General features: G+C 40.3%; 24 protein-coding genes. 14 read left to right on the forward strand and 10 right to left on the reverse strand.

The annotated features are described in order from the left end of the window. Positions 1 to 65: 65 nt before the first annotated feature. Positions 66 to 767 (reverse strand): FadR/GntR family transcriptional regulator, encoded by a 702-nt coding sequence (locus tag AC5NT5_RS01125; protein WP_024596672.1) that lies wholly within the window; start codon positions 765 to 767, stop codon positions 66 to 68. Between the two features lie 199 nt (positions 768 to 966). Between AC5NT5_RS01125 and AC5NT5_RS01130 the strand changes: the two genes are divergently transcribed. Beyond that, positions 967 to 1,725, forward strand: coding sequence for an SDR family NAD(P)-dependent oxidoreductase (locus AC5NT5_RS01130; protein ID WP_149601989.1), 759 nt, complete (start codon positions 967 to 969; stop codon positions 1,723 to 1,725). A gap of 3 nt (positions 1,726 to 1,728) precedes the next feature. Then, positions 1,729 to 2,679, forward strand: a complete 951-nt coding sequence (locus tag AC5NT5_RS01135) for a 2-dehydro-3-deoxygalactonokinase (RefSeq protein WP_494514122.1) — start codon at positions 1,729 to 1,731, stop codon at positions 2,677 to 2,679. Between the two features lie 59 nt (positions 2,680 to 2,738). On the opposite strand, the gene glpD is transcribed toward AC5NT5_RS01135, so the two are convergent. The 7 genes from glpD to galE form a co-directional block, all read right to left on the reverse strand. Continuing rightward, positions 2,739 to 4,244, reverse strand: a complete 1,506-nt coding sequence (gene glpD / locus AC5NT5_RS01140; protein ID WP_494514121.1) for a glycerol-3-phosphate dehydrogenase — start codon at positions 4,242 to 4,244, stop codon at positions 2,739 to 2,741. 210 nt (positions 4,245 to 4,454) lie between these two features. Beyond that, positions 4,455 to 5,954: a glycerol kinase GlpK gene (gene glpK, locus AC5NT5_RS01145; RefSeq protein ID WP_182754998.1), complete on the reverse strand. Its 1,500-nt coding sequence runs from the start codon at positions 5,952 to 5,954 to the stop codon at positions 4,455 to 4,457. A 207-nt stretch (positions 5,955 to 6,161) separates the two neighbouring features. Continuing rightward, positions 6,162 to 7,484 carry an alpha/beta hydrolase family protein gene (locus AC5NT5_RS01150; RefSeq protein WP_494514120.1) on the reverse strand — a complete coding sequence of 441 codons (1,323 nt, stop codon included), beginning with the start codon at positions 7,482 to 7,484 and terminating at the stop codon, positions 6,162 to 6,164. Positions 7,485 to 7,513: 29 nt separating this feature from the next. Next, entirely contained in the window at positions 7,514 to 8,518 is a 1,005-nt protein-coding gene (locus AC5NT5_RS01155; RefSeq protein WP_494514119.1) for a Gfo/Idh/MocA family protein, read from the reverse strand. 19 nt (positions 8,519 to 8,537) lie between these two features. Continuing rightward, positions 8,538 to 9,686 carry a galactokinase gene (galK, locus tag AC5NT5_RS01160; protein ID WP_200219755.1) on the reverse strand — a complete coding sequence of 383 codons (1,149 nt, stop codon included), beginning with the start codon at positions 9,684 to 9,686 and terminating at the stop codon, positions 8,538 to 8,540. Then, positions 9,676 to 10,740 carry a UDP-glucose--hexose-1-phosphate uridylyltransferase gene (locus AC5NT5_RS01165; protein ID WP_494514118.1) on the reverse strand — a complete coding sequence of 355 codons (1,065 nt, stop codon included), beginning with the start codon at positions 10,738 to 10,740 and terminating at the stop codon, positions 9,676 to 9,678. Before AC5NT5_RS01165 ends, galK begins: the two co-directional genes overlap by 11 nt. A gap of 1 nt (position 10,741) precedes the next feature. Then, positions 10,742 to 11,755, reverse strand: coding sequence for a UDP-glucose 4-epimerase GalE (galE, locus tag AC5NT5_RS01170; RefSeq protein WP_149601995.1), 1,014 nt, complete (start codon positions 11,753 to 11,755; stop codon positions 10,742 to 10,744). A 267-nt stretch (positions 11,756 to 12,022) separates the two neighbouring features. On the opposite strand from galE, the gene AC5NT5_RS01175 reads away from it, so the two are divergent. Beyond that, positions 12,023 to 12,853, forward strand: a complete 831-nt coding sequence (locus tag AC5NT5_RS01175) for an SDR family NAD(P)-dependent oxidoreductase (protein ID WP_494514117.1) — start codon at positions 12,023 to 12,025, stop codon at positions 12,851 to 12,853. After that, positions 12,853 to 13,209 (forward strand): putative quinol monooxygenase, encoded by a 357-nt coding sequence (locus AC5NT5_RS01180; RefSeq protein ID WP_494514116.1) that lies wholly within the window; start codon positions 12,853 to 12,855, stop codon positions 13,207 to 13,209. The genes AC5NT5_RS01175 and AC5NT5_RS01180 overlap by 1 nt, the downstream gene beginning before the upstream one ends. Before the next feature lie 62 nt (positions 13,210 to 13,271). On the opposite strand, the gene AC5NT5_RS01185 is transcribed toward AC5NT5_RS01180, so the two are convergent. Next, positions 13,272 to 13,514 (reverse strand): HP1242/YdcH family protein, encoded by a 243-nt coding sequence (locus tag AC5NT5_RS01185; protein ID WP_002958856.1) that lies wholly within the window; start codon positions 13,512 to 13,514, stop codon positions 13,272 to 13,274. 530 nt (positions 13,515 to 14,044) lie between these two features. On the opposite strand from AC5NT5_RS01185, the gene AC5NT5_RS01190 reads away from it, so the two are divergent. The 8 genes from AC5NT5_RS01190 (at position 14,045) to speD (ending at position 21,883) form a co-directional block, all read left to right on the forward strand. Further along, a complete protein-coding gene (locus tag AC5NT5_RS01190; RefSeq protein ID WP_149594491.1) occupies positions 14,045 to 14,626 on the forward strand; it encodes an anthranilate synthase component II in 582 nt (193 codons plus the stop codon). A 43-nt stretch (positions 14,627 to 14,669) separates the two neighbouring features. Continuing rightward, positions 14,670 to 15,830: an HDOD domain-containing protein gene (locus AC5NT5_RS01195; protein WP_002958858.1), complete on the forward strand. Its 1,161-nt coding sequence runs from the start codon at positions 14,670 to 14,672 to the stop codon at positions 15,828 to 15,830. 379 nt (positions 15,831 to 16,209) lie between these two features. Next, entirely contained in the window at positions 16,210 to 17,415 is a 1,206-nt protein-coding gene (locus AC5NT5_RS01200; protein WP_002958859.1) for an aspartate aminotransferase family protein, read from the forward strand. An 85-nt stretch (positions 17,416 to 17,500) separates the two neighbouring features. Further along, positions 17,501 to 18,517 carry an arginine N-succinyltransferase gene (gene astA, locus AC5NT5_RS01205; RefSeq protein ID WP_002958860.1) on the forward strand — a complete coding sequence of 339 codons (1,017 nt, stop codon included), beginning with the start codon at positions 17,501 to 17,503 and terminating at the stop codon, positions 18,515 to 18,517. A 15-nt stretch (positions 18,518 to 18,532) separates the two neighbouring features. Then, on the forward strand, positions 18,533 to 20,002 hold the full coding sequence (gene astD, locus AC5NT5_RS01210; RefSeq protein WP_494514115.1) for a succinylglutamate-semialdehyde dehydrogenase: 1,470 nt from the start codon (positions 18,533 to 18,535) through the stop codon (positions 20,000 to 20,002). A 132-nt stretch (positions 20,003 to 20,134) separates the two neighbouring features. Continuing rightward, a complete protein-coding gene (locus AC5NT5_RS01215) occupies positions 20,135 to 20,482 on the forward strand; it encodes a DUF3802 family protein (protein ID WP_002958862.1) in 348 nt (115 codons plus the stop codon). A gap of 86 nt (positions 20,483 to 20,568) precedes the next feature. Beyond that, positions 20,569 to 20,982 (forward strand): OsmC family protein, encoded by a 414-nt coding sequence (locus AC5NT5_RS01220; protein WP_494514114.1) that lies wholly within the window; start codon positions 20,569 to 20,571, stop codon positions 20,980 to 20,982. An 88-nt stretch (positions 20,983 to 21,070) separates the two neighbouring features. Then, positions 21,071 to 21,883 carry an adenosylmethionine decarboxylase gene (gene speD, locus AC5NT5_RS01225; RefSeq protein WP_024597058.1) on the forward strand — a complete coding sequence of 271 codons (813 nt, stop codon included), beginning with the start codon at positions 21,071 to 21,073 and terminating at the stop codon, positions 21,881 to 21,883. A 103-nt stretch (positions 21,884 to 21,986) separates the two neighbouring features. On the opposite strand, the gene AC5NT5_RS01230 is transcribed toward speD, so the two are convergent. Then, positions 21,987 to 23,270 carry an aromatic amino acid transport family protein gene (locus tag AC5NT5_RS01230; protein WP_024603811.1) on the reverse strand — a complete coding sequence of 428 codons (1,284 nt, stop codon included), beginning with the start codon at positions 23,268 to 23,270 and terminating at the stop codon, positions 21,987 to 21,989. 443 nt (positions 23,271 to 23,713) lie between these two features. Here AC5NT5_RS01230 and AC5NT5_RS01235 point away from each other — a divergent pair, with 443 nt between their 5' ends. Further along, positions 23,714 to 24,511 carry an alpha/beta fold hydrolase gene (locus tag AC5NT5_RS01235; protein WP_165723694.1) on the forward strand — a complete coding sequence of 266 codons (798 nt, stop codon included), beginning with the start codon at positions 23,714 to 23,716 and terminating at the stop codon, positions 24,509 to 24,511. Positions 24,512 to 24,754: 243 nt separating this feature from the next. Next, positions 24,755 to 26,158 carry a KAP family P-loop NTPase fold protein gene (locus tag AC5NT5_RS01240; protein ID WP_494514113.1) on the forward strand — a complete coding sequence of 468 codons (1,404 nt, stop codon included), beginning with the start codon at positions 24,755 to 24,757 and terminating at the stop codon, positions 26,156 to 26,158. Positions 26,159 to 26,218 lie beyond the last annotated feature (60 nt).

The raw sequence follows: 26,218 nt of genomic DNA on the forward strand, positions 1-26,218 counted from the left end.
CATAAAATATACTGCAAAGAGTAAATTCTATGGACTCAATATTTATATAATATGTTGAACTAACATTACACTAATTTAGATTCAATTAACTGTAGTGCTTCTTCTAAAATTGTTTCTACTGCTTTTTTAGCGCGCTCAGGGTCGCGTGACTTTATGGTCTCTAAAATATCAGCGTGCTTAGCAACATCTGCGCCCGGTACACCTTTAATGTGGTTTGTATAACGAATACTTACTCTAAGGGCTGTACTAATAAACTCAGTTAACTGCACAAAAAAGCGATTGTTACTGGCCACTAATATGCTGGTATGAAAAGCAATGTCGGCTTCTAATGGGTCGTCTAAACCTTCGTCTGCTTCAGCCATACGGGCTAAGGCACTATCTATATCAGCGAGTTGTTCAGCAGTTGCATTTAGTGCTGCAAGAGCGGCTGCTTGTGGTTCAAGGGCTACGCGTACTTGAGTAAACTCTTTTAATAACGACAGTGATGGCTTGCTGCTTAAAATCCAACGTAGTACGTCGGTATCAAACATGTTCCAGCTACTTTCAGGTAATACACGAATACCTTGCTTAGGACGCGATGAAATTAACCCTTTAGCAGAGAGCATTTTTACCGCTTCGCGGGTAGCGCTGCGACTTACATCATACTTTATACATAAATCGGCTTCAGAAGGCAGGCCTTCGCTTACAGGGTAAACACCACGCACAATAGCAAAACCCAAATCGTGGGTTAATTGTTGTGTTAAATTTTGACGGGGTTGGCTTTTCATTGCGCAGGATTCCGAGTTGATATATTGCTTTATTATATATCATATATCATATTAATGTACTTAAGGATATGATATAAACTTTTAATTAGTTAAATATTTTAGCACAGCAATAACAACTTAGTTTGGCTCTTTATACTGTAAATGTAAGTTTATAAAGGGTTGAATTAAAATTGAAAATGCGCTGTATGGAGAGTTGAATTTGAACACCCTAGCTCAATATCATAGTCTTTCTGGTAAAGTTATTTTTATTACAGGCGGTGCATCAGGCATTGGTAGAGCAATGGTTAAGTCCTTTGTAAACCAAAATGCAAAAGTAGCATTTATAGATATTGATGATAAGGCAGCGCAATCGCTTATTCGTGATTTACCCAATGCAAAACTATGGTATAGGCAAGTTGATGTAACTGACTCTCATGCACTTCAGCAATCACTTGTGGATGCATGCGCCGCTTTTGGTGCCATTAATGTACTAGTTAATAATGTAGCGAACGACCGCCGCCAAGCGAGCGAAGACGTTACAGTGCAAGACTGGGATCAATGCTTACAAATAAACTTAAACCCTGCATTTTTTGCCTCTCAAGTTGCTATGTCTTTTATGAAGAGCGATGGAGCGGGCAGTATCATTAACTTTAGTTCTATTAACGCTATTATGGGGCAACCTCAAATGGCAGGCTATGTAACCGCAAAAGCAGGCCTTATTGGTATGACTAAGGCACTGGCTCGCGATTATGGCGAGTTTGGAATTCGTGTTAACGCTATTTTACCAGGGTGGGTGGCTACCGACCGTCAACTAGCAAGCTGGTTTACCGAAGAAGAGCAAGTTAAGTGGATGGAAGCCATGGCGCTTAAAAAATTAGTAACTCCTGAAGATGTTGCTAATTTGGCACTCTTTTTAGCCGCCGATGAAAGCAGTATGATCACCGGGCAAAGTATTAAAATTGACGGTGGGAGGCTTTAAAGCTTGGCTACTTCATCTCTTTTTATTGCTGTTGACTGGGGCACGAGCCATTTACGCGCTTATTTGTGCGAAGTACATGCGCAATCAACACTTAAGTTACTAGCACAGCGTGATGGCCCAGGAGTTGTTAAGGCGAATCAAAATTTTGAGCAAACCTTAATTGACACCATTGCGGTGTGGAAGCAAGAATATGGTAGTTTACCCGTTTATATTGCCGGGCAAATTACCTCAAGTATTGGCTGGCACGAAACGCCTTATTTAGAGTGCCCAATTAATCCTGAGGGGTTACTTAATGCTGCGGTTAGTTTTGATTGCAATGGGCATACTATTAAAGCGTTACCCGGCACAAAGTGTACGCTGCAAAATAGCTTATTTGATGTAATGCGCGGCGAAGAGCTGCAAATTTTAGGGTTTTTAAAACAAAATCCAGAGTATCAACAAGGTAAAATATTATTATGTTTGCCTGGCACACATACCAAATGGGTGCTTATAAACAACGGCGAAATCATTTGCTTTAAAACAGCCATGACCGGTGAGTTATATGATTTGTTATGTCATCAAAGTGTTTTAATTCCTAACGACTGCGCAGAAGGTGAGTTTGACTTTAAAGCATTTGAGCAAGGCTGTGAGCTAACTTTAGGTAGTGATAGCGGTAACTTGGCACATGGTATTTTTAGTGTGCGTACCCGCCAGCTTTCAAAGGAGTTAACGCCAGTACAAGCCAAAGCCTATTTATCGGGTGTATTAATTGGCAGCGATGTACGAGCAGCTCGCCACGCTAGCGAATGGCAATTATTAAGTGATACACAAGTTGTGGTGATTGGCACAAAACAGCTGAATAAGTGTTTTACTACGGCGCTTAACCAAATAGGTGTGAAGTGTGTTGAGTTTGATATTAAAACAGCGACGCTTAGTGGCTTTAATTATTTATTTAATTTAGAGTCAAAAAAATAAACCCCTTTATAACGGTTAAATTATGAAGGGGTTAACAGGAAGCTATTATAACTTGATAGTTAAGCGCTTTTAGCTGCTTGGTTATGCTCAATATAATCATTAAGCGCAGCAACTTGCGCATCATTAAAGCGTAGCCCTAATTTGCTGCGACGCCATAAAATATTGTATGCGTTTTCTGCCCACTCTTCATTTAGCAAGTAATCTACTTCTGCTGCAAATAAACCATGGCCAAAATCTTGGCCTAAATCACTCAACCCAGTTGCACTACCTAAAATATGTTTAGCACGAGTACCATAAGTGCGTACAAAGCGTTTAAGTGTTATTTCAGGTAGCCATTCGTATTTTGCTTTTAGCTCTGATTTAAGTGCTTCTACAGAGCTAAAATCACCACCAGGGAGCGGACTATGTTTGGTCCACGCATTGCTCATTTGCGGATAAAAATCTTCAAGCTTATTAACCGCAGCTTCGGCAAGTTTGCGATAAGTTGTAATTTTTCCGCCAAACACACTCAGTAGAGGTGTTTGTTTAGCATCACTCGAAAGCTCTAATTTATAATCGCGAGTAACGGCTTGTGCATTAACTGATTCGTCATCAAGTAATGGGCGTACACCAGAAAAGGTATGTACTATGTCTTCGCGTTTAATCGGTTGTTTAAAGTAGGTATTAGTAATATCAATTAAGTAATCAATTTCTTCATCACTAATTTTAACGTCTTGTGCTTCACCTTTGTGTTCTACATCGGTTGTGCCAATAAGTGAGAAGTCATCTTCAAACGGAATAACAAACACAATACGCTGATCTTTATTTTGTAAAATATAAGCTTGTTTTTCATCGTGAATACGAGGCACTACAATGTGGCTACCTTTTACAAGGCGAATATTTTGTGGTGATTTTTCTGTTAGTGCTTCGTCAAATAATTTAGCAACCCAAGGACCCGCAGCATTAACAATGCCTTTGGCAGAAATGGTGTATTTAGCTTTACTCTTTTGCTGCTCAAGGGTTACCTGCCATTTACCTTGCTCTCGTTTAGCATTTACACACTTAGTTTGCGTGGTAATAACAGCACCTTTTTGTTGCGCTGCTAGGGCGTTTAAAACGACTAGCCGAGAGTCATCAACCCAGCCATCTGAGTATTCAAAACCTTTAGTAATAGAGGGTTCTAAAACGCTATTTTCACCAAATTTAATGCTTCGAGAACCCGCAAGTGTTTCGCGTTTTGCTAGGTTGTCATACATAAACAAGCCAATGCGAATCATCCACGCAGGGCGCAGGTGTTTTTGATGCGGCAATCTAAAGGTTAGCGGCCACATAATATGAGGTGCGTTTTTAAGTAGCACTTCACGCTCTGCTAGCGCTTCTTTTACTAATCTAAATTCGTAATGCTCAAGGTAGCGCAGACCGCCGTGGATCAGCTTAGAACTGTTTGAAGATGTTGCACAGGCAAGGTCTGATTGTTCGCACAATAGAACTTTTAACCCTCTGCCAGCTGCATCAGCTGCTATTCCAGTGCCGTTTACACCGCCACCGATGACTAGTAAGTCATATTCGTTATCTGCTAATTCCACCGAGCTAACCTTTTTATTTGTAATATAAATAAGACATAATCATCATAAAGCTGCTGTTTTCATTTGACAATAGAAAACCCAGTTTTTTATTCGTTAATTTTGACGCCAATCCATTTTCAATTTTAAGCAGTAAAGCATGCCTTTTAAATCTAGCATTTAGCTAAGTTAAAAAGCAAAGTGGCTAAAGTACTGGCCTTAGCCACTTGGTATTTACTGCGGGCAGTTTTTATTCGTTAAGCAGACTTGAGCTACGCAGTGCTGCCATTTTGCGTATAGATCGTTACGCTCGTCGGCACTCATGGTGGGCTCAAAGCGACGGTCGCATGTCCACATTTTAGATAACTGTTCAGTTGACTCGTACACACCTGCTTGCAAGCCTGCTAAATAAGCGACCCCTAAAGAAGTGGTTTCGGTCACTGTTGGGCGCTCAACTGTTGCACCTAAAATGTTTGATAAAAAGGTCATAACCCAATTATTTTTTACCATACCGCCATCTACACGAAGCACACTTGGGCGAAGGCCATCACGCTCCATCGCTTTTTGTAAATCTTTGGTCTGGTAACCAACTGATTGCAGCGCTGCAGCAACAATAGTGCTAATACCAGAGTCGCGTGTTAGCCCTAAAATAGCGCCGCGTGCATTAGGGTCCCAGTAAGGAGCGCCTAAACCAGTAAACGAAGGCACTAAAAAAACACCATGATCGAGCGGTACATCTTTAACCATCGACTCACTTTCGCCAGCATGGCTAAGTAGTTTTAAGCCTTCAACAATCCACTGCATAGTTGCGCCAGCCATAAATATACTGCCTTCAATGGCGTAAGTTGGCTTGCCGTTTAATCTATAAGCAACAGTGGTCAGTAAGCGGTTTTCTGAGGTCAGTGCTTTTTCGCCAGTGTTAAGCATTAAAAAACAGCCAGTACCGTAAGTACTTTTAGCCATGCCTTGTTCAAAACATGCGTGTCCTACAAGCGCAGCTTGTTGATCGCCTGCAATACCACAAACACGAATTGGCGCACCAAAAATATCAGCGCTGGTTGAACCAAACTCGTCAGCAGAATCCATTACTTCTGGCAGCATAGATTCTGGGATATCGAATAACTCTAGAAGCTCTTGATCCCACTGCTGGGTGTGAATATTAAATAACATGGTGCGCGATGCATTGGTTGCATCGGTGCGGTGCTCTTTGCCGCCTGTTAGCTGCCAAAGTAGGTAAGTGTCAACCGTACCGAAGGCGAGCTCACCTGCAAGGGCCTGTTCGCGTGCGCCTTCAACGTTATCTAAAATCCAACGAATTTTAGTGGCCGAAAAATAAGGGTCGAGCAGTAAGCCTGTTTTATCGCTTATAGTTTGGCAAAGCTCATCAGTTGTTAGGCTTTCGCAATAGTCACTGGTGCGACGGTCTTGCCATACAATAGCGTTATAAATTGTTTTGCCTGTTTTTTTGTTCCATACCAAAGTGGTTTCGCGCTGATTGGTGATACCAATGGCAATAATTTCTTCAGGCTTTACATCGTTTTTAGTTAACACTTCGCGACTAGTGCTAAGCACTGTTTGCCAAATATCGTTAGGGTCGTGTTCTACCCAACCATTTTGTGGAAAATGCTGCGAAAATTCTTGTTGTGCTGTACCAAAAACGTCTGCATCTTTTGTAAACAAGATGGCCCGAGAGCTTGTGGTTCCTTGATCAATTGAGAGTATGTATTTGGACATGATATTTGTGTTATTTATCTTATCTTATATATGACTAGATTGCCTTTAACCGAAGTTAATGGCAATGGTTTTTTCTTAAAATAGCAGATTAAAAAATAAACACGCCAATATTTGCTGGTAACTCTTTTATATAAAAGGCGTTTTATTTTTGCATTATTTTAAGGGCGTATGCGGCTATTGATTAAAACAACCGCTTAAAGCTTATTATTACTTGGTGTGAGGTTTAGCTTGTTGCCAATCCATACCGGTAGAAAAGCGATTATCAAACCCGCGCCACTGTGGCAGCGGCTTACCATCAACAACAGCTTGGTCGCCGTTTTGTGGTAAATCTAAGTATTTACACTCGCGGTCTATGCCTTTTACGTGGCAATCCATCATGGCAAGTACAAAGTGTTTGTTGGTCTCGTTTAGTGTGCGCATAGACCACGAAGGCTCGTAGTAATGGCCGATATCTAGCTCACTGCTGCTTTGTGCAATAGCAGGGGCTGGGTGTGGTGCAATATTATGGCGTGCATTTTTGTAAGTAAGCATGTACTTATATTTGCTGCCTGTTTGTTCATAAAGACTTTTAATGCCTTCATAGCCTGAAATGTCATCTAAGTTACCGGCTACATAAAGCGAAGGTACTTTAATATTTTCCATTGCTTTGGCATCAAATATAGCGTGCTGTCCGCCCCACGGTGCAAAGGCCACCATGGCTTTTATACGAGGGTCTACTTTAGGATTTTGGTATTGTCCACCAGCGCAGCTGTTTAGTAATTGCTGTACTTGTTTAATTTGAGCTGGGTCTTTCATACCCGTAAACATAGCCGTAGTTTGCTCATTGAAAGCGAAACAACCACCTATTGTATTTACCGCGCCATAGCCACCCATTGAGTAACCAATTACACCTGCGCTTTTGTTATCTACTTGCTTGCTGGCAAAGTTGTTTTGCTCATTAAAGTAATTAATTACAAACTGCTGATCGCGTGAGCGATTTATAAGCGTGCTAAAAAAGCCAGAAAACGGTGCGTTTTCAAAATCAACATCGGCATTGGTTGAGTCAGTATGGTCAATAGCTACCACAATGTAACCGTGCGACGCTAAATGCTCGCCAAGGTAGTACATAATTGTACGGTAACCGGTATAACCGTGTGAAAGCACAATGACAGGGTAGTGCTCTTTATTATTAATGGCGACATCACGCATTGCATCGGCTTGCAAAGTAAACTCTTTACCTGAGCGAGTTTCATCTGTGTAGCTGCTAAGTGGCGCTTTTGCTGTATTTGCAGCCGGATACCACACCTCTACTTTTAAAGGACGGTCTTTTTGACCTTGTATAGCGGGGTCAAATTGCGCAGGGTTAACTAAATCAAGTGTTTGCACACCTACATTGTAGCTACCTTTAGCTGCAAGCTCTGGCAGTACTTCGCTAGTGATTGGCGGGTATAGCTGCTCTGGTTTATTAGATTCAGCAACAGCTACACTGGCAGATAAACTGCACGTTGCAAGTAATATGGCTTTTGAAAGCGCCTTGAGTGTGTGTGTCATTGTGTGTCCTTGTTGTGTATTTTTATTTTTTAATTTGTCAGTTCAGCCGACTCGACGACATTGCTATATTGCAGCAGCCACTGTGCTCGCAAGGTATCCATTATGTTCATAACTCGTAAGCTAGTACTGAGGGGCAACACGCTGCTTTGGGTTTGTTTTTGTAATATACACTGCGTTACATGTGCAATTTCAAACTTAAAGTTTTCATCGTCACTAAAGTTGTATTCAAAGTACTGAGGGTCTTGGTCTTTTATGTGTAGCTCTAGCGTTTGTGCACCTACAAACTGAGGTATTCGAATATAGCCAAGCTCACCATTAATACATGCTTCTGTTGGGCCATTTTGCTGCAGTGCGCTGGCAAGAGATGCAAATTGCCCGTTACCGTAATCAACTATAGCAGTGCTTCGCTCATCAACGCCGGTTGTGCTTTTATGTACAAAGGAGTTGATGTGTTCAGGGGCTTTATTAAATACCACATCAGCAATCGAAATAGGATAAATACCTAAATCGAGCAGGGCGCCACCCGCTGTTACAGGGTTCATTAATCGGTGAGTGTCGGCAAAGCTGCCAGGTAAACTAAAGTTGGCATTAACACTGTGCACATTACCAATAACACCTTCACTTAGGAGCTGTTGTAATTTTACTATGGCTGGTAAAAACCGCATCCAAACGCCTTCCATTAAAAAGCAGTTTTGTTGTTTTGCAAGCTCAGTGAGACTTTGCAACTGCTTAGCATTAACGGTAATTGGTTTTTCGCTTAGCACGTGCTTATTGTGTTTTAAGCATTGGGCGATAGTTTTAAAGTGTTGATCGTGCGTATTGGCAATATAAATAGCATCTATATTTGGGCATTGCATAAGAGCTTGATAGCTCTCATAGCCTTGAATATTGTACGGTGTGGCAAATTCTTTAGCGCGCTGCTCACTCGTTGATGCAGCGCCAATAAGCTGTGCATCACTGCAATGCGCAATGCTTTTAGCAAAGGTGTGAGCTATATTGCCACACCCAATAATTCCCCAATTAACCTTTGCCATGCTTATTCCTTAAGTTTATTTAAAAAGACGTTATTTGTAATCCTGAACCCGCTGAACATACGTAAATATCAGCATTTAGGCTAAAACGCTCAAAGTAATGCTTTTCTACCGCTGCTTTAATTAGTGGTACTTCCGCATCGCGACACAAACATACAATTGCGCCACCAAAGCCGCCACCCGTCATACGTACTGCGCCGCGATCGCCCATCGCTTCTTTACAAATTTCTACTAGGCCATCGGTTGCAGGTACGGTTACTTCAAAGTCGTGTTTAAGAGATTGATGCGATGCAGCCATTAGCGTACGAAGTGCATCCATATCGTTATTTTGTAGTGCAGTAGTTGCTGCAATTACACGGTCGTTTTCGCTAATTACGTGGTGTGCACGTTTATATTCGTTTTCGCTTAATGTCGCTTTTACTGCTTGCAGGCCAGCCATGGTGGCTTGGCGAAGTGTTTCTACACCCATTTTTACAGCAGCTTGTTCGCAGTCAATGCGGCGCTGGTTGTATTCGCTATCAACCAACTTACGCGGGTAGTTTGAATTAACAATAACAATATTTAAATCATCAGGAACTTTAACTGATTTGGTTGCGAGGTTTTCACAGTCGATTAATAGTGCATGACCGTTCTCGCCTTTAGCTGAAATAAGCTGATCCATAATGCCGCATTGGCAATGCATAAAGTCGTTTTCGGCTTCTTGGCCAAATAGCGCAATTTGCTCTGGCGGTAAACCAAGCTGTGCAATATGGTTAAACATACCGCCTACAGCAACTTCTAGTGCGGCCGATGACGACAAGCCACTACCTTGCGGTAAGTTGCTGTCAATTAGTAGGTCGGCACCACGCAGTGTGTAGCCCGCTCTTTTAAGAACATAAGTAACAGCACGAATGTAGTTACCCCATTGCGACTGGCCTTCAGTGATTTCTTCATCAACACTAAAGCTGTCTTTTTCGCCTGGGTAATTTAAAGAATGCACAGTAATAATATTGTCGTCGCGCTCTTTAAACATCACTTGGGTACGAAACTCTAACGAACAGGGTAAAACAAAACCGTCGTTGTAGTCGGTAAATTCGCCAATAAGGTTTACACGCCCCGGTGCTGCTGCAATACCTTGAGCAGGCGCACCATACAGTGACAAAAATTGTTGTTGGAATTCGTTAAGCTTCATCTGTGTGTCCTGCTGTATCTTTATAGTGTGTTGTACTGGCTGCTTTTAAAATAGAAGCAGCGGTTTCTGCGCTTAAATCGCGTTGGCTTTCGCCTAGCATTTCGTAGCCTACCATGTGTTTTTTAACAGTAGCAGAGCGAAGTAGCGGCGGATAAAAATGGGCATGCAAACGCCAATGTTGCTCATCAGAGCCTCTGTTAGCCGGTGCATTGTGCCATCCCATTGAGTATGGGAAGCTGCAATTAAATACGTTGTCGTACTTAGTGGTTAATACTTTAAGTGCCTGTGCCAAAGAGTCGGTTTGGACATCGTTTAGCTGGCTAAAGTTTTGAATATTATCTTTAGTTACTAGCATTGTTTCAAACGGCCACGCAGCCCAAAATGGCACAACAACAAGCCAATGTTCGTTTTCAAATACAACACGTGTTTGATCTGCTTGCTCTTTTTGTGCGTAATCGGCAAGCATAGCTGTACCATGCTTTTTATAATAAGCAAGCTGCTGGGTATCTTCGGCTTCTATTTCGGTTGATAAATGCGAGTGGGCCCATACTTGGCCGTGAGGATGAGGTTGCGAACAACCCATTATCTCGCCTTTATTTTCAAAAACTTGTACGCATTCGTACTGCTGTGCAAGCTCTGTGTAATTTTGTTTCCAGGTTTTCACTACTTCGTGCAATGCGTTTTGGCTAAGCTCTGGTAGTGTTTTATTATGCTCTGGAGAAAAACAAATTACGCGGCATTCGCCACTGGCTTCGTCGGCAATAAATAAATCGCTGTCTGATTCTAAGCTTTGTAATTGCTCGCTGGCATTAGGCGTTAATGCACCAAAGTCATTTCTAAATACGTGTGTGTATTTATAATCAGGGTTACTGTCGCCATTTGCACGGGTATTACTTGGGCAAAGTGGGCAGTTTTCATCGTGTTTTGGTAGTACGTTTTCGTTAACGGCTTCTGTTGCGCCTAACCATGGACGGTTATTACGATGTGGTGACACTAATACCCAACGACCCGTTAGCGGATTTTTACGTCTGTGAGTACTTTCTAATAAAGCCATGTTAACTCTCCAACCCACTTGGGTAATTAGTTTGCCAGCGCCATGTGTCATTTGTCATGTCGCTAAGTGTTAGTTCTGCGTACCAGTTAAGTGTGTTTTGCGCTTTTGTAGCATCGGCGTAGTTACAGGCAATATCACCTGCTCGGCGCGGTGCAATCTTATACGGAATATCTTTATTGGCTGATGCGCTAAATGCGTTGATCATATCAAGCACAGAATAACCTTGCCCTGTGCCTAAGTTGTAAGCATGAAAGGCGGTATCTGTTTTATGCTGCATAAATGCCGCAACATGACCTTTAGCTAAATCTAAAACATGAATATAGTCGCGCACGCCTGTGCCATCTTCGGTGTCGTAGTCATCACCAAAAATATTGACCACGTCACGTTTACCTACTGCAGTTTGAGCAATAAAGGGCATTAAGTTATTAGGAATACCATTAGGGCTTTCACCTAATAAACCACTTGGGTGTGCACCTACTGGGTTAAAGTAACGAAGCGCAATACCCATAAATTGACTGTTGGCATTACATACGTCTTGCATGGCTTGTTCAACCATGACTTTAGTCCAACCATAAGGATTAGTTGCGCGTATAGGATGCTTTTCGTCAATAGGGAGGTAGTCTGGCTCGCCGTACACAGTAGCCGATGAGCTAAATATAATATGGTTAACGCCTTCATCTTGCATGTTTTGTAGCATGCTTAATGTTCCCGACACGTTATTTTGATAATAACGCAGCGGTTGCTCGGTAGATTCGCCAACGGCTTTTAAAGCTGCAAAGTGAAAGACAGCTTCGGCTTTAGTGTGTTTTAGAGCGAGCTTAAACTGTTGCTCGTCTTGTATGTCCCCCAAAATAAACTCAAACCGAGTACCCGTAATCTTTTCGAGTTGGTCAAGTACCCGCGCACTTGCATTAGACAAGTTATCATAAATAACAGGTGTAATACCTGCTTCATGCAATGCAATACATGTGTGGCTACCTATGTAACCCATGCCGCCAGTAACTAAAACTTTCATGTTATTTCTCGAAAAGTGTATTTATATGATAAATACTACTATTAAGGTGGTTTAAAAACAATAGTTATGATTGCTGAGTAATTCAAATAAAAGCATAAAAAATATTCAGCTTAAACACTCACCTGCCTTTTAAAGGAATGCTTTTATATTAACTAACATAGGCTTAGCTTTATCAATTAATTCTATAAACTGATTCAACTATTGGCCTAATTATCAGTAGTAAGTCGGGGTGCTAATATAGCGAAAATAAAGTAAGGAGAGATCAACATGAACAAAACAATTTTACTTACCGGTGCTACCGATGGCATTGGGCTAGAAACTGCAAAGATGTTATTAGCACAAGGTCACACCGTATTATTACATGGCCGCAGCCAAGCAAAGCTCGATGCGCTACAAGTAGCTTTAACCGAGCAATACCCAAATGCAAGTACACATACTTATATTGCTGATTTAAGCGATATGAGCCAAGTTCAAACTTTGGTAAAAAATGTATTAGCCGATTTGGCCGAAAATAATAACCAGCTTGACGTACTTATTAATAATGCAGGCGTTTATCAATTAGTTGATGCTACAACAATTGACGGCCTTGATGCTCGCTTTGTTGTAAACACGATTGCGCCATATCTTCTTACAAAACTATTGTTACCTGTCCTTGGTCATGATTCGCGAGTGGTTAATGTATCATCAGCTGCGCAATCAAGCGTTAACTTAAATGCACTTATAGGTAACACTGAACTTTCTGATAGTGCGGCTTATGCACAAAGTAAATTGGCTATTACTATGTGGTCGCGTCATTTAGGGCTTGAGCTTAAAGATACTGGGCCATTAGTTGTATCGGTAAACCCTAAATCGTTACTGGGAAGCAAAATGGTAAAAGACGCTTACGGTATAGATGGTGGGGATTTAAAAATTGGCGCAGATATTTTTTGTCGCGCAGCGCTTAGTGATGAATTTAAAGATGCCGCAGGCCTGTATTTTGATAACGATACAGGACACTTCGCGCCTCCTCATGTTGATGCACTTAATAATGCTAAAAATCAACAACTAGTAGATACGTTAGACAGTATTTTAGCACAGCTTAAATTAGGTAAAGCATAATGAAAAATCATGTTACCTGGACAGTACAAGGCCAAATTAAAGAAGGTAAATACGATGAGTTTTTACTGGTAATGGCACGATTAGTTACTTTGGCTAAAAGTGAAGCGGGCACTTTAATGTATGAGTGGACAGTAAGTGAAGACAAGCGCAATGTATATATTTACGAGCGTTACCAAGATGAAGATGCTGCTAAAGCGCATCTTGCTGGTTGGGGCGAAAGTGGCCCACTATTTTTAAGCGTAGTTGATATGGATAAAGTAACGGTATTTACTCAATTATCAGAAGAGTTTGCACAAGCCTTTGCAGGCCCAAGCAGTGTATTTATGAAACCTGTGGGTGGCTTTGTAAAGTTTTAGAGAAAATACCCATTGTTGATCTAAAGAGCTCACCTCATCAGTGAGCTCTTTTTTTAGTTGCACTACTGCTCTTGCTGCAAGCGTTCGTATAGCCAATCTTTTAGTTCTGTACGTTCGTGTTTTAATAGATGCATTTGTTCATCGCTTATGGGCGCATCTTTGAGCTCTAACACTCTAATCTCTTTATCTAGCTTGTCGTACTTATCTGCTTTTTTTGCAAATTCAGTGTCGCTTTCATTTAATTCGGCAATGGTCTTTAAGTACTCTGGAAAGTCATTAGTTAATGAGTGGTCTTCGCCTAACATATTCGCTCCTTAATAGGATATAAATGAGTTGTTTAAGTGAATTACTGCCTTCATATAATACACTGGGGTTCAAACAATCATAAATCAACCATTGCCAACTTAATTTGATATAACTCAAACAACCGCTTTTACTTTTTAGCAGTTGTTTTTTTTTCCCAATAAGGGGTTTCACCAAAGTACTCAATAAAGTGATCAATAAACGCACGTACTTTAGCGGTCAATAATTTATGGCTGGGGTATACAGCTGAAATAGTCGTATTAACTACTCGTGAAAAGCTTAGGGCTCGATATTATTGCTCAAGATGCGAGAAAGTAGAATAACCACAGAAGTTAAGCGACTATGAGTGGAATTAAACTTAAGTAACCTGAACTCTGGGCAATAAATCTATCTTGAGCTGCTATTTTAGTTAAAAGAGCAAGTTTTTAACGCTTTTTGCTAATTTATATTGGTTAATTAATAGTGGTAGAATGCAGCGCTTAGTGCCACTTGTGTGAAGTAGTGGTCAATAATTTATAAGGTCTGTTGTGTAATGCTGTTAATGATCGATAACTACGATTCGTTTACTTACAACTTAGTGCAATATTTTCAGCGTTTAGATCAAGACGTTTTAGTGAAACGTAATGACGAGCTAAGCATTGCACAAATAAAACAGTTGAACCCGAAGCACATCGTGTTATCGCCTGGGCCATGCACCCCTAATGAAGCGGGTATTTCACTAAATGTTGTTGAGCAACTAAAAGGGCAATATCCTATTTTAGGAATTTGCTTGGGGCATCAAACTATCGCACAAGCCTTAGGGGGAGATGTTATTCGTGCTAAAAAAGTAATGCACGGTAAAACATCACCCATAGTTCACACTAACAAAGGTGTGTTTAAAGGTTTAGCCAATCCGTTAACAGTGTGTCGTTATCATTCTTTAGTGGTTAAAGCACAAACTCTGCCTAAAGAGCTTGAAGTAACCGCATGGACTCAAACGGAGCAAGGCGAGTTTGACGAAATTATGGGGTTGTTACACAATGAACTTGCTATCGAAGGTGTGCAGTTTCATCCCGAAGCTATTTTAACTGCTCAAGGCTTAGAACTGCTTGATAACTTTTTAACTCGCTTCTAATGTTATAATACACATAGCATTTTATACTTTATTAATGGATGTCATGACTGAACTTGTAGCCCAGCAGCGTACTGCCAAAATACTAAGCCAACGAGCTCATGACTTATTGCTTGGGCACAGCTTTGCGCATCAGCAAATTGGTTTCATTCATACATTAGATATAGATTACGGCGAACCCATGAAGCAGCGTACCTTGCTTCAGGTTGAAGTGGCCGCACAGAATAAACGCCAGCAAAGTAGTACTGCACATCATAAGTACCGCGCTCAAGCGAGTGAACAGCTGCACAAAACAATTGAAACAGCTATATATAAGCAGCTCGAAGATATAGATGGCGTAATTCATAGCACCATAGGTATTGAAGATGGCATTGCCAATATACTCGATATATTAGCTGTAAAGTCAGCGTCGGTAGGGCGTTTAGAGCCACTGGTTAATGATATAAGCTGGTTGGGTAGGGAGTTAGTAACGCTCGTTAATTTACCTTACTATCGTAATCAACGTAGTAAAAACACGTCTGTAAAAGTAGATAAGCCATCGCTCGCCCTTCGTTATATTGGCCTTGATAACTTACAGCTAGTTATTCCTACATTTGCTGCCCGCCATTGGATGCCACATAGCACCGAACCATTTTCGTTATTAAAACGTCGTTTACGTGACAGTGCCATGGCAAACGCCATTGCTGCGCAAAAAATTGCACAAATTAATAATGTAAATGACGTTCATGCATTTACCCTTGGGATGCTTTTAGATGTAGGGCGAATTGCATTAGTGCGCTTGTACTTAAAAACGTTTGAGCAAATATGGCAACGTAAAGTACAGCTAGCCCGAAATGAAAACCAAAAAGATTTACACACCGCATTATTAGAGCTTCAGCCCGACCCGCTATTTTTAACTACTCTACTTAGCAATAAATCGATAGAAGTAAGCGCTAAGGTAATAGACAAAATGGCTTTTAAATATTTACCGTTTAAAGGGGTAATGCAGCAGCTAGTAAATGGGGTAGATAAGGGCGATACATTACTGCCATTAACAGAAGTAATGCTAAAGGCACGGTGCTATTCTCAATATCTTAATTTAAAAGAACATCAACTTATTGAACCTGATGAAGCTCTAAGCTGGTTTTCGCACTTTAAGTTCACTAAAACGGAACTAAAAACCCTCCAATCGAGTAATTTTACCAATTTAGCTATTCAAATTGACTAAAAATCTGAATTTTTTGTTAATTTTTTTGCGACTAACCATTCATTTTCATCTGATTGTTATATTACATATTTGCCGATTAAAGCGTGTGCGCCTCTGTACTCATGCGGTTAGTTGCCTAAAAATAAGCATAAATAGCTATGCAAATAGTTATTCACTATCTATGAAATAATATCTTTAGCCCTTTATTTTCAAGGGATACATGAAAGTTTTTAACGAGACAGATATCAGTAATTCTGAAATAATGTGCGTCTGAAAATTGAACCACAAAGCAATTTTGCGCAATTATCAGGTTACTGATCTTGCCTATAAAGTTGGTTACAAATATTAACCAAACACCTATTTTGATGTTTTGTGTTGCTCACAATTAAGAGGAAATAAAATGACAGTCAATCGCGAATTATTTGATCACGTAATGGTTCCTAACTACGCACCTTCAAGCGTAATTCCTGTTCGAGGCGAAGGCTCTCGCGTATGGGATCAACAAGGTCGAGAGTTTATCGACTTTGCTGGTGGTATTGCAGTTAACTGTCTTGGCCATTGCCACCCTGCATTAGTAGGCGCATTAAAAGAGCAAGGCGAAAAAATCTGGCATCTATCTAACGTAATGACCAATGAGCCGGCACTTCGCCTAGCTAAAAAAATGGTTGATGCGACATTTGCTGAAAAAGTTTACTTTGCCAACTCTGGCGCAGAAGCAAACGAAGCAGCACTTAAATTAGCGCGTCGTTTTGCACTTGATAAATTTGGCGCAGAAAAATCACAAATCATCGCGTTCAACAAAGGTTTCCACGGTCGTACATTCTTTACCGTAACTGTTGGCGGCCAAGCTGCATATTCAGATGGTTTTGGTCCTAAGCCTGGCGACATTGTACATTGCGATTACAATGACCTTGCTGCATTTGAAGCACTTATTAGCGACAAAACATGTGCCGTAATGATGGAACCTCTACAGGGTGAAGGCGGTATTGTTTCACCAACTGATGAGTTTGCTCAAGGTGTTCGCGATTTATGTACTAAACATAACGCACTGCTTATTTTTGATGAAGTTCAAACAGGTGTTGGCCGTACTGGCGATTTATACGCATACCAAGGCTTAAACGTAGTACCTGATATTTTAACTTCGGCTAAAGCACTTGGCGGCGGTTTTCCTATTGGCGCTATGATCACAACAACTGAAATTGCGCAGCACCTTAAAGTAGGCACACATGGTTCTACTTATGGCGGTAACCCGCTTGCGTGTGCTGTTGCAGAAGCTGCATTTGATACAGTAAATACCCCAGAAGTACTGGCTGGCGTAAAAGAAAAAGCAGCATTATTTAATGAACTACTTAGCGCGGTTAACGAAAAATACAACGTATTTAGCGAAATCCGTGGCCAAGGTTTATTAATTGGTGCAGTAGTGAACGAGCAATACAAAGGTCGTGCAAAAGAGTTTTTAGTGGCAGGCACTGAGCAAGGCCTTATGTCATTAGTTGCCGGTGCAGACGTAGTACGTTTCACTCCATCTTTAGTAATTCCTGAAGCGGACATTCGCGAAGGTATGGCACGCTTTGAAAAAGCAGTAGCAAGCGTAGTAAACGCATAAGCGACTTAAGCCAACCAATTAAGGGCAAGCACCGCTTGCCCTGCAATTCCTATTTACCGTTATTTATAAGGGAGCAAGCGGACTCATGATGATCCTTCGCCCAATCCAGCAAAATGATTACTCAGCATTACTGAAAATTGCCCATGAATCAGGGCATGGTTTTACGTCTTTGCCATTAAACGAAGAACTATTGCAAAAGAAAATAGACCATTCAGTAAGCTCTTTTGCTAAACAAACGTCACAACCCGGTGACGAAGGCTACCTGTTTGTTCTTGAAGATAGCGAAACCGGTGACGTTGTAGGAACATCTGCAATTGAAGCTGCGGTAGGGCTTGATGATGCATTTTATCATTATCACTTAAGTAAAGTGATTCACTCTTCGCGCACATTAGACGTATACAAAGCGGTTGATATTTTAACGCTATGTAACGACTACACAGGCGCTACAGAGCTTTGCACATTGTTTTTAAAAGATGGTTATCGTAAAAATTGTAACGGTAAGCTACTTTCAAAAGCGCGCTTTATGTTTATAAAACAGCACCAAGAGCGTTTTGCGCAAACAGTAATCGCAGAAATGCGCGGTGTGTCTGACGAAAACGGCAGCAGCCCTTTTTGGCAGTGGCTTGAAGAGCACTTTTTCTCAATGGATTTTCCAACAGCCGATTACCTAACAGGTATTGGCCAAAAAGTTTTCATTGCTGAACTAATGCCTAAATACCCAATTTACGTAAACTTGCTAAGTAAAGATGCGCAAGCCGTAATAGGTAAAGTACACGACAACACTCGCCCAGCAATCGAGTTATTAAAAAGCGAAGGCTTTACGTTTAATGGCTACGTAGACATTTTTGACGGCGGCCCAACGGTTGAAGCAAAAGTAGATAACATTGCGACGATTCGTAATGCAAATAACTTTAACGTTGAAATTGGCGAAATGACTGGCGACACCATGGTGTTACTAGCTAACGAAAAGCTTGAAGATTTTAGAGCAACCGTTGCACCAATGACATTTGACGAGCGCGCAAAAAGCCTTATTTTATCGCAAGAAGTAGCAGATGCATTGCATTTGCAAACTGGCGATATTGTTAGTGCAACCACGATTTAATTTAGGAGAAAGTATATGACTCATCCTGCACAATTTATTAATGGTCAATGGTCACAAGGCCAAGGCACAGAATTTAATTCAGTAAATCCTGCAAATAACGACGTTATTTGGCAGGCATCATCAGCAACTGCGGCGCAAGTAGACACCGCAGTAAATGCAGCGCGCGAAGCGTTTTATGTATGGGCTGATAAAAGCTTTACTGAGCGTTTAGAAATAATTAAAGCATTCGCAGCGCAATTAAAAGAAAACAGCGAAGAGCTCGCTATTACTATCGCACAAGAAACAGGTAAGCCACTGTGGGAAACTCGCACAGAAGCGGGTGCTATGGTTGGTAAAATTACCATTTCTGAAAAAGCATTTTTAGAGCGCACTGGCGACGTAGAAAACGCAATGCCACTTGGCCGTGCAATGATCCGTCATAAGCCACATGGGGTTGTAGCCGTATTTGGTCCGTATAACTTTCCGGGTCACTTACCTAATGGCCACATTGTGCCAGCGCTTTTAGCAGGTAACACGGTTGTATTTAAACCGTCTGAACTGACTCCTAAAGTTGCCGAGCTTACGCTTAAACTGTGGGAAAAAGCAGGCTTACCAGCTGGTGTAATTAACCTAGTTCAAGGTGAAGTAGAAACGGGTAAAGCCCTTGCTGCTCACAAAGGGATTGATGGCTTGTTCTTTACGGGTTCTTCGCGTACTGGTCATATTTTACATGAACAGTTTGCGGGTCAACCGGGTAAAATTTTAGCGCTAGAAATGGGTGGTAATAATCCACTTATTATTACTGACGTTGAAGACACTAAAGCGGTTGTTCACGATATTATTCAATCAGCGTTTATCTCAAGCGGCCAGCGTTGTACATGTGCACGTAAATTGTTTTTACCTAAAGGTAGCAAAGGCGATGTAATTTTAGAGCGCCTTATCACTGCAACTAAAGCGATTAAAGTAGGCAACTACGATGATGCAGACCAGCCATTTATGGGCTCTATGATCTCATCATCAGCAGCAGCAGGCATGGTTAAAGCGCAAAACGAGCTTGTTGAGCTTGGCGCTCAAGTATTAGTAGAGCTTGAGCACACAGTTAATACTGGCTTTGTAACACCAGGTATTATTGAGTGTACAAATATTAGTGACTTCCCAGATGAAGAGCATTTTGGACCACTTTTAAAAGTATTCCGCTTTGACGACTTTGACCAAGCCATTGATAAAGCAAACGATACAACCTTTGGTTTATCGGCTGGTTTATTAAGTGATAGTGCAGCAGATTACGACCATTTTTTACGTCGTATTCGCGCTGGTATTGTTAACTGGAACCGCCCAATTACTGGCGCGTCAAGCGCAGCACCATTTGGTGGTATTGGCGCATCGGGCAATCACAGAGCAAGCGCGTATTACGCAGCTGATTACTGTGCATACCCAGTTGCTTCAGTAGAGCTTGAAAAAGTAGCGATGCCAGCAACACTAAGCCCAGGCTTAAAAATAGATTAAGTAGTAATACTACTTAATTATTATAAAAGCAGCTTCGGCTGCTTTTTTTGTATTGCTATCGTACAAGGCTAGTAATTATCGACTCTTTCTGCTTAAATCAGCATAATTAAATATATTTAGGTGGTTCGCATAATGGTTTTAGATAGGCAAGGGTACGATGATTTGATCATGTATCTAACTCAAAATTTAGCATTGTTTGAGAAGCCAGGCGAAATAAAACCAGGCGCTCCAACAGTAATGGAATTAATCGAAGACGTTATTGCACAAAATGTGATGCTTATTTGCGAGCAGCACACAGACCTCAACACAGAGCAGCGTAGTCAAATTGTACGTGAAGTTGATGGCATAGTTTACGATTTAGAAGAAGTCCTCAGCAGCATCACCTCACAGCCTGTCACGGTTGAACAGCATGCCTTTATAGATGAATTTGCAGGTTTAGTAAAAAACCTCTTTGATAGTGCATTAGCACAACAATCTTAGCCATTTTATAGCCCTGCGTTGCATTTTCATTTGCAACTACGGCTAAGTTGCTTACAATCAAGAAAATATTTTTTTGAGATATAACAATGCAAGCAAATGTAAAATGGGTTGAAGGCGATACGTTTATTGGCCGTTCTAATTCTAACCACAATGTTGTGTTTGATGGCGGCAGCGATAGTGCAGCACCAAGCCCAATGGAAATGGTTTTAATGTCAGTTGGCTGTTGCTCATCAGTTGATGTGGTTGGTATTTTAAAAAAAGCTAAACAAGATTTTTCAGACGTACAAGTACAACTCAGTGCAGAACGCGCCGAAACAGCACCGCGCGTGTTTACCAAAATCAACTTACACTTTGTTGTTAAAGGTAATAATGTGTCTGAAAAGCACCTTGCACGTGCAGTTTCACTCTCTGCTGAAAAGTATTGCTCGGTTGCATTAATGCTTGATAAAACAGTAGAAATTACGCATAGCCACGAAGTTGTGCAAGATCAAGCAAAATAACGCTTTTTCCACGAGGAAAATTCGTATAAAATCCGCGAACTTTTCATTCTGCAGGTGCAGAACCCACTAATTTATAGGTTGGTTTATTATGAACAAACCCTTCGATAAACTTAAACTTCATGGCTTTAACAATTTAACCAAAAGTTTAAGCTTTAGTATTTATGATATTTGTTACGCAAAGACCGAGCAACAACGTAAAGAATATATTGAATATATCGATGAGCAGTACAGTGCAGATAGACTAACCGATATTTTAGGTGAAGTTGTTGATATTATTGGTGCTAACATTTTAAATGTAGCGCGCCAAGATTATGAACCGCAAGGCGCAAGTGTAACTATTTTGGTTTCAGAAGAACCAGTAGAAGAGCAGCAAAATTACGATGCTGACGAAGCACCAGGCCCATTACCTGATTCAGTTGTTGCACACCTAGATAAAAGCCATATTTGTGTACACACATACCCAGAAGCTCACCCTGATGATGGTATTTGTACATTCCGTGCTGATATTGAAGTATCTACCTGTGGCATTATTTCGCCACTTAAAGCGTTAAACTTCTTAATTCATAGCCTTGAGTCAGACGTAGTAACAATAGACTACCGCGTTCGTGGTTTTACCCGCGACATAAACGGTGTTAAGCACTACATTGATCATGCTATTAGCTCGATTCAAAACTTCATGACAGAAGATACAAAAGAAGCGTACCAAATGATGGACGTAAACGTGTATCAAGAAAACCTGTTCCATACTAAAATGATGTTAAAAGAAACCGACTTAAATACCTATTTATTCGGCCTTTCTACTGATGAGTTATCGGATGAAGAAGAAGACGAAATTCGCTCTAAGCTGACTCGCGAAATGCAAGAAATATTCTATGGCCGTAACCTGCCAGATACAGAATAATAGCAACGAATTAAATTAAAAATGGCGCTCAGTGAGCGCCATTTTTTTATGCCTAAAAAAGCCCAGCTAATTAACTTAGCTGGGCTTTTGAATATATAGCGTATTAATTAATCATGCTGTAAATAAGTGCAAATACAGCAAGTGAGCCAACCGCTAATATAAATAGCGTGCTTAAACGGTTGCGGTATTTATGAAGTGCAGGCACTTTATAAACTGCAATCATTGGCATGATGAATAAAATCATCGCGATGATAGGGCCCGATAACTGATCCATCATGTCTAAAATACTTGGGTTTTTAACAGCGCAAAACCAAATAGCTAAAAACATAATTAGCACACCAATTTTATCGGCCGCTTTTGCGCTTAAGCTTGTTTGTTTAGTTACTAAACCCGTAAAGCTCTCACGTGCCCCTAAAAAGTGACCCAAAAACGACGATGTAATAGCAATAAAGGCAACAAGCGGCCCAAGTGTGGCAATAAACGAGTTATCAGTAATATTAGCAAGGTAGGATAAAACCGATACGTTAGCTGCTTTAGCTGCGGCCATTTGCTCGCCTGTAAGCGACAGCACGCAAGAGAACACAAATAACAGTACAAAGGTAATAAGTAGTAAGCTAGTGCGCTTTAAAATCGCCTCAGACTTATGTGTAGCTTGTTCACCGTAGTGACCGCGTTGCACGTTTACAAAGCTTGAGATAGCCGCTGCGTGGCTAAACGAAAACACAATAATAGGAATCGATAACCACAACGTTTTACCAAAGCTGCCCATTTCAGGCAGTGTCATATCTGGCATTTGCCAGCTTGGGATTAAATAAAGTGATAAAAAGAACAATATACCCACAAGCGGGTAAACTAAAATAGCAAAGGCACGCAGCATTAAGCGCTCGCCGCCCATCATTAAGCTAATCATACCTGCAACTAATACACCCGAAAGCAACACGCGAGAAGGTGATTCCATCCCCATTTGATTAACCATAAAGCTATCAACGGTATTAGTTAAGCCCACACCGTAAATAAGCAAAATTGGGAATATAGATAAAAAGTATAATAAAGAAATTAACCGCCCCGCAGTCACACCAAAGTGTTCTTCAACTACATCGGTAAAATCGGCATCTTTATTTTTTGATGAAAGTACAAAACGCGCTAATCCACGGTGTGCACAAAAGGTCATTGGAAATGCTAAGCATGCCAAAATAATTAACGGCCAAAAACCGCCAATGCCAATATTAATAGGTAAAAATAAAATACCCGCACCAACGGCGGTACCAAAAAGGCTTAAAGTCCACTGCGTATCGTGCAGGTTCCATTTAGAAGTGGGTGTGTTTGAAGGTGTGTGTGCACCTGTTGTTGATGCATTTGAAAGCGTTGCATCTTGAGATGTTGTCATGTGTGTGTTTATCCATTATTTAAATAATAATCGCGCGCAAGAATATAGTTTTTAGCTAAAAATTTCATGTTTTGAGAGGATTTGTAGACTAATTAATTAGACCAAATTGAAGGGTAAGTGTCATGAATACGAAACAGCGGTGTAAAAGTGAGCAAACCCTAAGCGGCAGCACCATATTATAATTTTAAGTAGGTTGGTTAGAGCGCAGCGAAACCCAGCACGCTATAGTGTCACGCGAGCAACAAAGCCGAGATAGGCGGTTCTCATAACGTAAAAATAGGGACTGGTCATTTTTATTGGTTTTCATTTAAAAATCAGAATCTGCCCCGAAAAGCTGTTAAGTAGATGCCATTGATCTGAACTTCATAAGAGATTTTTATTAAACTCCGTTATACTTCCTGTAATTGAATATGCCAAACGAAGTAAATAGGCCACTAACTGCAATGAGCAAAGAGATTCTCTTCCATACTACTTTTGCGCACGAAACCAGTAAAACATGGGTTGTATTTGTCCATGGAGCAGGTGGTAGCTCGGCAATTTGGTTTCGTCAGCTTAAAGCCTATAAAAAAGAATATAATGTGTTGTTGCTAGATCTTCGTGGTCACGGTAAATCGAATAACTTAGTACAAAACTTTGTTGATAATAATTATTCATTTAATAATGTCTCTAAAGACATCATTGATGTGTTAGATCATAACAATATCTCCAGCGCACATTTTGTTGGTATTTCATTGGGCACAATACTCATTCGAAATATTGCTGAAATTGCGCCGCAATATGTTTCTAGCATGGTGCTAGGTGGAGCGGTTACTCGTTTTAATACGCGCAGTAATACATTGGTTTATTTAGGTAATACTTTTAAACACTTCTTGCCTTATATGTGGCTGTATCGTTTATTTGCTTTTATTATGATGCCGAAAAAGCGTCATAAAGAATCTCGACTTTTGTTTGTTCGTGAAGCAAAGCGCTTGTGCCAAAAAGAGTTTATAAAATGGTTTAAATTAGCCATGGACGTAAACCCTTTAATGCAATACTTCAAAGAAAAAGACATTGATATTCCCATTCTGTACATTATGGGTAAGGAAGATCATATGTTCCTTGGCCCTGTTAAAGAAATGGTTAAGCGTCATAAAAATAGCGTACTGCAAACTATTCACCATTGCGGCCATGTCTGTAATGTGGAACGCCCTGACTTATTCAATCAGCACTCGCTTGCTTTTATCGCCCAGCAAAATCGTTAGGGTTGTAGAAGGAATAGCCTGCTCCATCTTTTTGACTTTCCTCCTAAACTAAAAATAAGACCTGATCTAAAGGGATTATTCTGAGCGTGGTATGTAGTAATCGAGAAGGTAAAAAAAACGCATGCTTTCTTGCTTGCACATTACTATTGAGAAGCAATGTTTACATTAGAGCTTTCTGATGTGAATATAAGATTAGTTTTTTGAGTTGACCTTTCAATGCTGGAATCGGAGAAGAATACATAAATGGAATTTAAATCACATAAAATAATTATTGATCCAAACGACCCTTTTGAGAATGACAAGCTTGGACGAAAACCTCATATCGAAAACTTTACTACACTCCTCAAAAACATTAGCTCACCGATTGTTTTATCCGTGAATGCTCCTTGGGGGCAAGGTAAAACTACATTTTTGGAGATGTTAAAAGCTAACCTACAAATAAATGATTGTTCGGCAATTTACTTTAGTGCCTGGGAAACTGATTTCGTTAATGATCCACTGCAAGCATTTCTGGGCGAGGTTAATAAAAAAATAGAGTCTCTTGTTGAGGGAGATAAAGAGAAAAGTAAAGCATGGGTTAATGCAAAGAGTGCAGGTGCACAAATTTTAAAAAAAGGTTTACCCGTGTTAGTAAAGCTTGCTACTGCTGGAATAATTGACGCTGAAAAAATAATTGAAGCTGAAGCAGCCAAATTCACGGAGGGATTATCTAAAGATTTTTTGGATGATTATACAAAGAGTAAAGAGGCTATTACTTCTTTTAAAGAGAATGTATCAAAAGCTTTAAAAAATGAAGATGGAGCTACAAGCCAATTATTTATTATTATTGATGAATTGGATCGGTGCAGACCTACTTACGCAATTGAGTTACTAGAGAGAATAAAACATCTTTTAGATATTGAAGGTCTTGTATTTGTAATTGCAATGGACAAACTTCAGCTGTCTCATAGTGTTAAAGGGGTCTATGGTGCAGGGTTTGAAGCAATGGGTTATCTTAGGCGGTTTATTGATATTGAGTATATTTTACCTGAGAGTGATTTAGACGCATTTATAGAACAGCTTTATATAATATTTGAGTTTGATATTTTTTTTCAGAAAAGAACTCAATACCAAGCATTTAGATACGAAAAAGATCACTTAAAGAATACCTTTAAACTATTGGCAAAAGCTAAAAAACTGTCTTTAAGGGAAGTAGAGCAGTTATTTTCGAAAGTAAATTTAGTAGTTAAATCTACAGCGGAAAATGTGTGTCTACATCCTGACTTACTAGCATTCTTGATTGTAGCTAAAGAGTACTATTACGGAAGCTATAATGGGTATATTAATGGAGGAGATACACCAGAAAAGCTGATTCAAGTTCTTCATTCAATAACCCCTAGTTTGAAATCAATAGATTCTAGAGCGTGCGCAGTAATTGAAAGTTCTTTAATTGGTGCAAAAAACGACAGATACCATGGTAATATTGGAGACGCACTAAAGCACCATGAGGATATGATTTCTGATGAAAGTTCTAGTACAGAAGAACAAGGCTATTCGAATGATGTAATACAATTAACAAAAAGTTTTGACGGGTTTCGTAATTCAATTAATTTAGAGAGCTTAAAGCAGAGGATAGAAATGCTAGAAAGCTTCAAATTTAATAGTTAAAATAAATTACTACTGTAGTTAAGCTATCACTTATCTTGCTGACAACCGATAGCTAACCAC

The organism is Pseudoalteromonas sp. J2K-J599, from assembly GCF_059295115.2.

What these genes read in the sequence shown, in the direction of transcription:
- AC5NT5_RS01180 (WP_494514116.1), top strand. Translation starts at nt 12,853, where the DNA reads ATGAAAAATCATGTTACCTGGACAGTACAAGGCCAAATTAAAGAAGGT.
- AC5NT5_RS01215 (WP_002958862.1), top strand. Translation starts at nt 20,135, where the DNA reads ATGGTTTTAGATAGGCAAGGGTACGATGATTTGATCATGTATCTAACT.
- AC5NT5_RS01175 (WP_494514117.1), top strand. Translation starts at nt 12,023, where the DNA reads ATGAACAAAACAATTTTACTTACCGGTGCTACCGATGGCATTGGGCTA.
- AC5NT5_RS01200 (WP_002958859.1), top strand. Translation starts at nt 16,210, where the DNA reads ATGACAGTCAATCGCGAATTATTTGATCACGTAATGGTTCCTAACTAC.
- AC5NT5_RS01235 (WP_165723694.1), top strand. Translation starts at nt 23,714, where the DNA reads ATGAGCAAAGAGATTCTCTTCCATACTACTTTTGCGCACGAAACCAGT.
- AC5NT5_RS01165 (WP_494514118.1), bottom strand. Translation starts at nt 10,740, where the DNA reads ATGGCTTTATTAGAAAGTACTCACAGACGTAAAAATCCGCTAACGGGT.
- AC5NT5_RS01195 (WP_002958858.1), top strand. Translation starts at nt 14,670, where the DNA reads ATGACTGAACTTGTAGCCCAGCAGCGTACTGCCAAAATACTAAGCCAA.
- AC5NT5_RS01190 (WP_149594491.1), top strand. Translation starts at nt 14,045, where the DNA reads ATGCTGTTAATGATCGATAACTACGATTCGTTTACTTACAACTTAGTG.
- speD (WP_024597058.1), top strand. Translation starts at nt 21,071, where the DNA reads ATGAACAAACCCTTCGATAAACTTAAACTTCATGGCTTTAACAATTTA.
- AC5NT5_RS01230 (WP_024603811.1), bottom strand. Translation starts at nt 23,270, where the DNA reads ATGACAACATCTCAAGATGCAACGCTTTCAAATGCATCAACAACAGGT.
- AC5NT5_RS01185 (WP_002958856.1), bottom strand. Translation starts at nt 13,514, where the DNA reads ATGTTAGGCGAAGACCACTCATTAACTAATGACTTTCCAGAGTACTTA.
- AC5NT5_RS01220 (WP_494514114.1), top strand. Translation starts at nt 20,569, where the DNA reads ATGCAAGCAAATGTAAAATGGGTTGAAGGCGATACGTTTATTGGCCGT.
- AC5NT5_RS01155 (WP_494514119.1), bottom strand. Translation starts at nt 8,518, where the DNA reads ATGGCAAAGGTTAATTGGGGAATTATTGGGTGTGGCAATATAGCTCAC.
- astD (WP_494514115.1), top strand. Translation starts at nt 18,533, where the DNA reads ATGACTCATCCTGCACAATTTATTAATGGTCAATGGTCACAAGGCCAA.
- galK (WP_200219755.1), bottom strand. Translation starts at nt 9,686, where the DNA reads ATGAAGCTTAACGAATTCCAACAACAATTTTTGTCACTGTATGGTGCG.
- astA (WP_002958860.1), top strand. Translation starts at nt 17,501, where the DNA reads ATGATGATCCTTCGCCCAATCCAGCAAAATGATTACTCAGCATTACTG.
- AC5NT5_RS01150 (WP_494514120.1), bottom strand. Translation starts at nt 7,484, where the DNA reads ATGACACACACACTCAAGGCGCTTTCAAAAGCCATATTACTTGCAACG.
- galE (WP_149601995.1), bottom strand. Translation starts at nt 11,755, where the DNA reads ATGAAAGTTTTAGTTACTGGCGGCATGGGTTACATAGGTAGCCACACA.
- AC5NT5_RS01240 (WP_494514113.1), top strand. Translation starts at nt 24,755, where the DNA reads ATGGAATTTAAATCACATAAAATAATTATTGATCCAAACGACCCTTTT.
- glpK (WP_182754998.1), bottom strand. Translation starts at nt 5,954, where the DNA reads ATGTCCAAATACATACTCTCAATTGATCAAGGAACCACAAGCTCTCGG.
- AC5NT5_RS01125 (WP_024596672.1), bottom strand. Translation starts at nt 767, where the DNA reads ATGAAAAGCCAACCCCGTCAAAATTTAACACAACAATTAACCCACGAT.